5 protein-coding genes and 1 pseudogene are annotated in these 6326 nt (G+C 70.6%); 1 reads left to right on the top strand and 5 read right to left on the bottom strand.

Annotated elements, in window-relative coordinates; translation table 11 throughout:
* The 5 genes from K206_RS0126270 to K206_RS0126250 form a co-directional block, all read right to left on the bottom strand.
* The coding region (locus K206_RS0126270) for a CoA-binding protein (RefSeq protein WP_029044114.1) at positions 1-1583 on the bottom strand (1583 nt) is incomplete at its 3' end.
* Between the two features lie 8 nt (positions 1584-1591).
* Positions 1592-2500: an ABC transporter permease gene (locus tag K206_RS0126265; RefSeq protein WP_020205355.1), complete on the bottom strand. Its 909-nt coding sequence runs from the start codon at positions 2498-2500 to the stop codon at positions 1592-1594.
* Positions 2497-3303, bottom strand: a complete 807-nt coding sequence (locus K206_RS39320; RefSeq protein WP_020205354.1) for an ABC transporter permease — start codon at positions 3301-3303, stop codon at positions 2497-2499. The genes K206_RS0126265 and K206_RS39320 overlap by 4 nt, the downstream gene beginning before the upstream one ends.
* Positions 3304-3305: 2 nt before the next feature.
* Positions 3306-4385 carry a polyamine ABC transporter substrate-binding protein gene (locus tag K206_RS39315; protein ID WP_020205353.1) on the bottom strand — a complete coding sequence of 360 codons (1080 nt, stop codon included), beginning with the start codon at positions 4383-4385 and terminating at the stop codon, positions 3306-3308.
* A 400-nt stretch (positions 4386-4785) separates the two neighbouring features.
* A complete protein-coding gene (locus K206_RS0126250; protein ID WP_020205352.1) occupies positions 4786-5973 on the bottom strand; it encodes a porin in 1188 nt (395 codons plus the stop codon).
* Between the two features lie 87 nt (positions 5974-6060).
* On the opposite strand from K206_RS0126250, the pseudogene K206_RS44395 reads away from it, so the two are divergent.
* Positions 6061-6326, top strand: a pseudogene (locus tag K206_RS44395) (hypothetical protein); the annotation flags it as partial.

The raw sequence follows: 6326 nt of genomic DNA, 5'->3' as shown, positions 1-6326 counted from the left end.
GCGTCGCCGGCGCCCGCCAGCGCGCCGCGCGGCGTGGGCAGGCCGCAGGCGCGCAGGAACGCCTTGGCGCGCGCTTCGTTGAGCCAGCCTTCGCCGCGCGGCAACTGGCCGAACACGTCGGGCGCGCCGGACATGCCGGACATGCCGGGCACGGCCGCCGGCGCGCGCGCCGGGCGCGCCACCGCCGCGCGCCACGCGGCCGCGTGGCCGATCGCGCGCAGCGCGGGCTCGATGCCGCTCAATTGCGCCGCGCCGTGCGCGGCGAGCCGCTCGGCATATTCGCGCCGGAACAGGCCGGCGCGCGAGCTGAGCAGGTAGAACGGCTTGTCGGCGGTCGCGGCGACGTCGAGCAGCGCGTCGACGTAGCGGGTCGGGCGCGTCGGCTGGCCGTCCAGGGTGTCCGTGACCAGCGCCACGGCGCCGTGGTCGGGCGACGCCGCGAACGCCGCCAGCCCGGCGCGCAGATTGGTTTCGAAATCGCCGTTGCCCCACGCATCGACCGGATTGCCTGGCCCGGACACCGGCCCGATGACCTCTGCCAGTGGCGCGAGGCTCGCCGGCGGCATCGGCGGCAGCGCGACGCCGGCGCGCGCGGCGATGTCGAGCGCGTACTCCACGTGCCCGCCCGACGGGCTGACGATGCCGATCCCCGGCGCGGCCGGCAGCCTGGCCGCGCGCAGGCAGACGATGGTCTCGGTCAGCTCCTCGAGCGTGGCCGCCTCGATGCAGCCGTGGCGGGCCAGCAGTGCCGAGAACACGCGCGCGTCGCCGGCGATGCCGCCGGTGTGCCCCAGCGCCGCGGCGCGGCTCTGCGCGGTCTTGCCGACCTTGAGCACCACCACCGGCTTGCCGCGCGCGCGGGCGTGGTCGAGCGCCGCCAGGAAGCGGTCCATGTCGCGCACGGCCTCGAGGAACAGCGCGATGACCCGCGTGGCCGGATCGTCGGCCAGCGCGGCGAGATAGTCGGCGGCGGTGAGCACCGCCTCGGCGCCGGTGGAGATGACGTGGCTGTAGCCGAAGCGGCGCACGTCGGTCAGCAGGCCGATCGCCATCGACCCGCTCTGCGTGATGAGGCCGACGTCGCCGCCGACCGCCGCCGCGTCGAGCAGCTCGCCCAGGTACAGGGTCGAGCGCGTGGCCGGGTTGAGTATGCCCATGCAGTCCGGGCCGCAGAACGCGATGCCGGCGCGCGCGCAGGCCTCCACGATGACGTCGAGCGCAGCGCGCCCGTCGTGCGCGGTGCGGCCGACGCCGCTGGCGTAGGACACCACGCCCCTCACGCCGGCCCCGGCGGCGTCGAGCACGGCCGCCGCCACGCGTTCGGGCGCGACGCACAGCACCGCCACGTCGGGCACCTTGCCGCGCGCGGCCAGCGCCGCCAGCGAGGGCGCGCAGTCGCGGCCCAGGGCCTCGCTGCGGCCCGGGTTGACGGCGTGGATCTCGCCGGCGAAGCCGAGCGCCCGCAGCGAGGCGAAGATCCGCTGCGACGGGCCGGGCCGGTCGGACGCGCCGACGATGGCGATGCTGCGCGGCGCCAGCAGCGGGGTCAGGTCGGGCTGCGCCCTGTCTGCCGAATGATCCACCGTGCGCCTCATTCCGTGATCCGCTCGAGGCCGACCAGCCGGTCGTAGAGCGCCAGCATCGCCATGATGGCGGCGAGCAGCACCATCGACAGCGCCGACGCCGTGCCGAAATCGAGCAGCGTCTCGACCTCGTTGGAGATCAGGCTGGCGATCATCATGTCGTGCGGCGAGCCCAGCAGCGTCGGCGTGACGTAGAAGCCGATGCAGAAGATGAACACCAGCAGCGAGCCGCTGACGACGCCCGGCAGCGACAGCGGCGCGACCACGCTCCAGAACGTCTGCCGCCGGCTCGCGCCCAGGCTGTGCGCGGCGCGGATCAGGTTGACGTCGAGCTTGGACATCACCACGTAGAGCGTGAGCACCATGTAGGGCAGCAGGATGTGCGTCATGGCGATCAGCGACGCCGCCGTGGTGAACAGCAGCACCGGCGGCGGGTCGAAGCCCAGCCACCTGGCCACCTCGGTGTACGGCCCGCGGTTGCCCAGGATCACGGTCCACGCGAAGGTCCTGACCAGGAAGCTGATCCAGAAGCACAGCCCGGTGACGGCCAGCAGCGAGGCCGCCACCAGCCCGCCCTTGCGCGCCATGTAGTGCGCCAGCGGATACCCGAGCAGCAGGCACAGCACGGTGACGGACAGCGCCACCAGCACGGTGCGCAGGTAGACCGTCAGGTAGATCGGGTCGGTGAAGATGTGGCGGTAGTTCTCCAGGCTGAGTTCCGGATCGGAGATGCTGGTCCAGAACGTGTTGGCCAGCGGCACGCCGAACGTGGCGAGCAGGTAGGCCAGCGCGGGCAGCAGCAGCAGCCACGTCGGGATGCCGCGCGGCAGGCGCCGCGCGCGCGCGGCGGCCCCGCTGCGCGCGCGCGTGGACACCGGGGCGACGGCGGAGACTTGTTGGGCGTTGGGTGTGGTCATCGGCTGGCCTCCGCCGCCTGGCGGCGTCGTGACAGGAACGTCAGCACCACCATCACGGTCAGTGCGATGGCGATCATGAAGGTGGAAGCGACGGCGATCACCGGATCGGCGTCCAGGTTGATGCTCGAGAACATGCGCCTGGGCAGGGTCGAGACCTCGCGGCTGGAGATGAACAGCGCGATCGTCGCTTCGTCGAACGAATGGATGAAGGCGAAGAATGCCGCGATCAGGAACGCCGGGCGCAGCAGCGGGAACGTCACCAGCATGAAGGTCTGCGCCTGCGTCGCGCCGCAGATCGCCGCGGCGCGCTCCAGGTTGCGGTCCAGGTTGCGCAGCGACGCCGACATCGCGGTCAGCACCACCGGGATCGAGATGCAGGTATGGGCGAGGATCACCCCGAGGTAGGTCTGGTTCAGGCCCACCACGCCGAACACCGAGTAGTAGCTGATCGCCATGATGATGCTGGGCACCAGCATCGGCAGCAGCAGGATGATCTGCAGCGCGCGCCGCGCGCCGAACTCACGCCGGCACACGGCGAACGCCGCAGGCGTGGCCACCAGCAGCGTGACGATGCTCGACGCCACCGCGATCAGGAAGCTGTTCAGCGTGGGCCGCAGCCAGTCCGCGGTGAAGTAGGCGCGGTAGTGCCCGAGCCAGTAGCTCGGCGGCGGGAACTCGAACGAATGCGCCGAGCTGAACGACATCGGCACCACGATCAGCAGGGGCGCGAGAATGAAGATGGCGACACCCAGCGCGACGATGGCATTCGCCGCGCTGGGACGCTCGAGGGCGTTGGCGCTCATGGTTATTGCTGGAGCCAGCGCTGGAAGCGCCGCTCGGCCTGCGTCATGAGGTCGCCCATGCCGCGCGCGTCGAACTCGATCGCGCCGCTGGCGTAGGCGGGATTGGTCGGCATGTTCCTGGCCTGCTCGGGCGTGACGTACTTGAAGGCGGCCGGGTTGAGCGGGCCGTAGGCGCCGTCGACGCAGAAGCCCGCGTTGTTCTTCGGCTCGAGCGCGAACTTGAGGAACTCCCAGGCGAACTCGGCGCGCGGCGTGCCGCGCGACACGATCCAGTAGGTACGGTCCATGGTGAACTCGTTCCACACGATCTCCACCGGCGCGCCGGTCTTGCGCAGGGCCACGCCGTGGGCATGCCAGACCGAGGCCATGTTCACCTCGCCGTCGCCGAGCAGCTCGCGGATCTGCGGGCCGGTGGTCCACCACACGCGCGTGCTCTGCTTGATCTTGTCGAGGCTGCGGAAGGCGCGGTCGAGGTCGATCGGGTAGAGCTTGTCGCGCGGCACGCCGTCGGCCAGCAGCGCGAACACGATGGTCTGCGACAGCTCGCGGCCCAGCGAGCGCGGGCCGGGAAACTTGCCGACGTTCCAGAAATCCTGCCAGGTCTTGATCGAGCCGGGCGCGTAGCGGGTGGTGTTGAAGCAGATGTTGGTGGAGTAGGCGTGGTTGCCGACGCCGTGATCGAGGATCTGCCCGGCGGGCACCGTGTCGCGCCCGAAGATGCCGTAGTTGATCGGCTCGAGCAGGTTCTGCTTCATCGCCTGCACCACGTTGGGCGCGCCGACGGTCTGGATGTCGAACTCGTAGACGCCGGTGCGGGCCTGCAGCGCTAGCTTGGCGAACGACGCGCCGGGCGCGCTCTTGATCTCGATCCCGGTCTTCCTGGTAAACGGGTCGAAGAGGTTCTTGCGCGCGGCGGCTTCCCAGGAGCCGCCCTGCGAGTTGACGTAGAGCACCTTCGGCTGGGCGCGCACGATCGCCGGCATGGCGAGCGCGGCGGTGGCGGCCGCGCCGGCGCGCAGCACCTGGCGGCGCGTGGCGCCGTGGGCGGGGGTGCCGTGGTTGTCCGTGGTTTGGTTCGACATCGAGATAGCGGGTCCGGTTGTTGTTGAGTGGCTTCAGCGGGGAAAGCGCTGACGAGCGATGCAAGCGGCGGGGGCGCCGGGCGCAATGAAAACGATGAGGACAGGCGGATGGATCAAAGCAATTGATATGCCAATTTCCGGCGGAAAAGCCGTATCGCGCGCTTCCTGATAAAAATATGGTGTACCACGCAATTGCCTTGCGCCAGAGCGCGCGCCGAGGCGCCAGCCGCGCCCGGGCGCGGCGCCGGCACCGCGCGCGCCGCACGATGCCGGTGCCTTGTCGCAGGGCACGCTGCACTCCGATCAGGCATGGGAGGTGCACCACATGACGTCGCCGGCACGCCGGCGCACGGTAACGGGCACGCGGCGGCCGCTGCCGCGCCGCCGCGCGCCGCCGGTGCTAGAAGCGGTGGCGCATGCCGATCAGGCCGATCAGCTGGTGGTTGCTGGTCGACGCCGTGGCGCCGGTGATCGCCGCCACCGCGCGGCCGCCCGACGCGTCGGTCCCGCCGGCGTGCTGGTAGAACGCGTTGGCGAACAGGTCGGTGCGCTTGGACAGGAAATAGTCCGCGCCGAGATTGACCTGGTGGTACACCGCGCTGTCCAGGTTGTCGGCATTGCTGTTGTGCGTGTAGGTGTAGGCCACGCCCAGTTGCAGCGCCGGCGTGAGCTGGTACGTGAAGTTGCCTTCGACGATGTCGAACACGGCCGTGCCGCGGAAGCGGCTCTGCGCGGCGCTCAGGTTGGCGACCGCCACCTCGCCCAGGTTGCGAAAGCGCGTGTTGGTGTAGGTCACGGCGAGCCTGGCCGGGCCGCGCTCGTAGGCCGCCGCCGCGGCGAAGATCTGCTGGGTCTTGGCCGACGCGTAACCGGAGATGGCGGCGTTGGTGATGTTGTTGTTCACCGCGCTGTCGCTGGCCTTGTTGCCGAAGAACGAGAAGTTGGGGCGGTCGACCTGGTTGTACGCCGCGGCCAGCGAGAACGGCCCGGAGGCATAGTCCGCGCCGAACGACCAGGTCTGGTTCTGCGAGACGCTGCCGGGCGCGCCGCCGAAGCTGTAGTTCGCGCCGAAACGCATGCCGCCGAAGGTCGGGCTCAGGTACTTGATCGCGCTGTTGATGCGGTTGAAGTTGTCCAGCGCGTCGACGTCGCCCACGTGGGTGCCGTAGCCGATGCCGGAAGCGGCCCACGTGCCGCCGGACGTGAACGGGCTGATGAAGTCGTACTGGGTGGTCGCCTGGCGGCCGAGCGAGACCGCGCCCGCGCGAGTGGAGGACAGGCCGACGTAGGCGCCGCGCCCGAACAGCGTGCCGCCCTGCCCGCTGGTGCCGTTGATCGAGCTGAAGCCGCTTTCCAGGCGGAAGAACGCCTGCATGCCGCCGCCGAGATCCTCGGTGCCGCGCAGCCCCCAGCGCGAGCCCGAGGCGTTGCCGCTGGTCAGCAGGTACTGCTTGGAGCCCTTGGCGTTGGAGTTGTAGGTCAGGCCGGCATCGACGATGCCGTAGAGCGTGACCGAGCTGGTCTGCGCATGCGCCCCGGACAGGCCGCCCAGCGTGGTGGCGGCGGCAATCAGTATCGTTTTTTTCATGGCTCATTTCCTGAAGGTAAGGTGGTACGAAAAGGACGGGCACGCATGCCTCTCCGTGCGGCGCCATGCCCGTGATGCGAACAACAAATGAAGCAAACGAAACCGGGCGCCGGCCGTGTGCGTCCCGGCCCGCCGCGGGCGGCTGGCCAGGAGACGGACACGGCGATTGCCCGTGACGAACAGAAAGCGCCGCCGGCAGACAGCACGTGGCGAACCGCCGCGCAGGCGCGAGCGCTCCCCGCCGTGGCCGCGCGATGGCGCCACGAGCTGGCTGGCAATGCTTTCTGGTACGTGCCCGGGACCGCCCGCCCCGCCGCCGCGAACGCCCGCGAGGTCAGGCGCGGGCGCCCGCG

This window comes from Cupriavidus sp. WS (assembly GCF_000395345.1).
Taxonomy (GTDB): Bacteria; Pseudomonadota; Gammaproteobacteria; order Burkholderiales; family Burkholderiaceae; genus Cupriavidus; species Cupriavidus basilensis_B.
The sequence above is the reverse complement of the archived record's forward strand: the minus strand, read 5'-3'. Positions and strand labels throughout refer to the sequence as shown.

What these genes read in the sequence shown, in the direction of transcription:
- K206_RS39320 (WP_020205354.1), bottom strand. Translation starts at nt 3,303, where the DNA reads ATGAGCGCCAACGCCCTCGAGCGTCCCAGCGCGGCGAATGCCATCGTC.
- K206_RS39315 (WP_020205353.1), bottom strand. Translation starts at nt 4,385, where the DNA reads ATGTCGAACCAAACCACGGACAACCACGGCACCCCCGCCCACGGCGCC.
- K206_RS0126265 (WP_020205355.1), bottom strand. Translation starts at nt 2,500, where the DNA reads ATGACCACACCCAACGCCCAACAAGTCTCCGCCGTCGCCCCGGTGTCC.
- K206_RS0126250 (WP_020205352.1), bottom strand. Translation starts at nt 5,973, where the DNA reads ATGAAAAAAACGATACTGATTGCCGCCGCCACCACGCTGGGCGGCCTG.